Origin of the sequence: Arthrobacter sp. MYb221 (assembly GCF_002979835.1) — a bacterium.
In the GTDB taxonomy this organism is placed as follows: domain Bacteria; phylum Actinomycetota; class Actinomycetes; order Actinomycetales; family Micrococcaceae; genus Glutamicibacter.
In genome coordinates, this window is sequence record NZ_PCPW01000042.1 from 1 (window position 1) to 1,220 (window position 1,220).

General features: G+C 58.4%; 1 protein-coding gene. It reads right to left on the bottom strand.

Annotated features, from left to right (window positions below):
• The coding region (gene glyA / locus CQ015_RS18600) for a serine hydroxymethyltransferase (RefSeq protein WP_105650856.1) at nucleotides 1-1,220 on the bottom strand (1,220 nt) is incomplete at both ends.

Sequence of the window (1,220 nt, forward strand, 5' to 3'; positions counted from 1 at the left end):
GGGTAGAGCGGGTGAGCCTGCGCCAGATCCAGCACACGCTGCTTCAACTCCGGCAACACACCAGCATTACCATCAGCACCAGCAATCAAAGCCTGCGCAATAATCTCCGCAACCTCGCCAAACGCAGCCTCCGAGAAACCGCGAGTCGCCAACGCCGGAGTACCAATACGCAACCCCGACGTCACCATCGGCGGACGCGGATCAAACGGCACCGCATTACGATTCACCGTGATCTCCACCTGCGCCAACAAATCCTCAGCCTGCTGGCCATCAAGCTCCGAATGACGCAAATCAACCAAAACCAAATGCACATCCGTGCCACCGGTCAACACGCTAATGCCCTTGGCAGCCACATCAGCCTGAGTCAAACGCTCAGCCAAAATCCGCGACCCAGCCAAGGTCCGCGCCTGACGCTCCTTGAACTCCGCCGACCCAGCAATCTTGAACGCCACAGCCTTACCAGCAATCACATGCTCCAACGGGCCACCCTGCTGACCAGGGAACACCGCCGAGTTGATCTTCTTGGCAATATCAGCATCATTGGTCAAGATAATGCCGCCACGCGGACCGGCAAGAGTCTTATGCGTCGTGGAGGTCACCACATGCGCATGCGGCACCGGCGAAGGATGCAACCCAGCAGCCACCAGACCAGCAAAATGCGCCATATCCACAAACAAGTACGCACCGACCTTGTCCGCGATCTCACGGAAGCGAGCGAAGTCCAACTGGCGAGGATACGCCGACCAACCAGCAACAATCATCTTCGGCTGGCTCTCCACGGCGAGGCGCTCCACCTCATCCATGTCCACCTCGTAGGTCTCTTCATTCACACCATAAGGAACGATGTTAAAAAGACGACCCGAGAAGTTGATCTTCATCCCGTGGGTCAGGTGACCACCATGAGCCAAGTTCAGACCCATGACCGTATCGCCCGGGCGAACCAGCGCGTGGAACACCGAAGCGTTGGCCTGCGCACCGGAATGCGGCTGCACATTGGCATACTCCGCACCGAACAGAGCCTTCAAGCGATCGATAGCCAACGTCTCGATAACGTCAACCTCTTCGCAACCACCGTAATAACGGCGGCCCGGGTAACCTTCGGCGTACTTGTTGGTCAGCACCGAACCCTGCGCCTGCATCACAGCCTGCGCGGTATGGTTCTCCGAAGCGATCATCTCCAGACCACGCTGCTGACGAGCGAGCTCGGCATCGATCCGCTG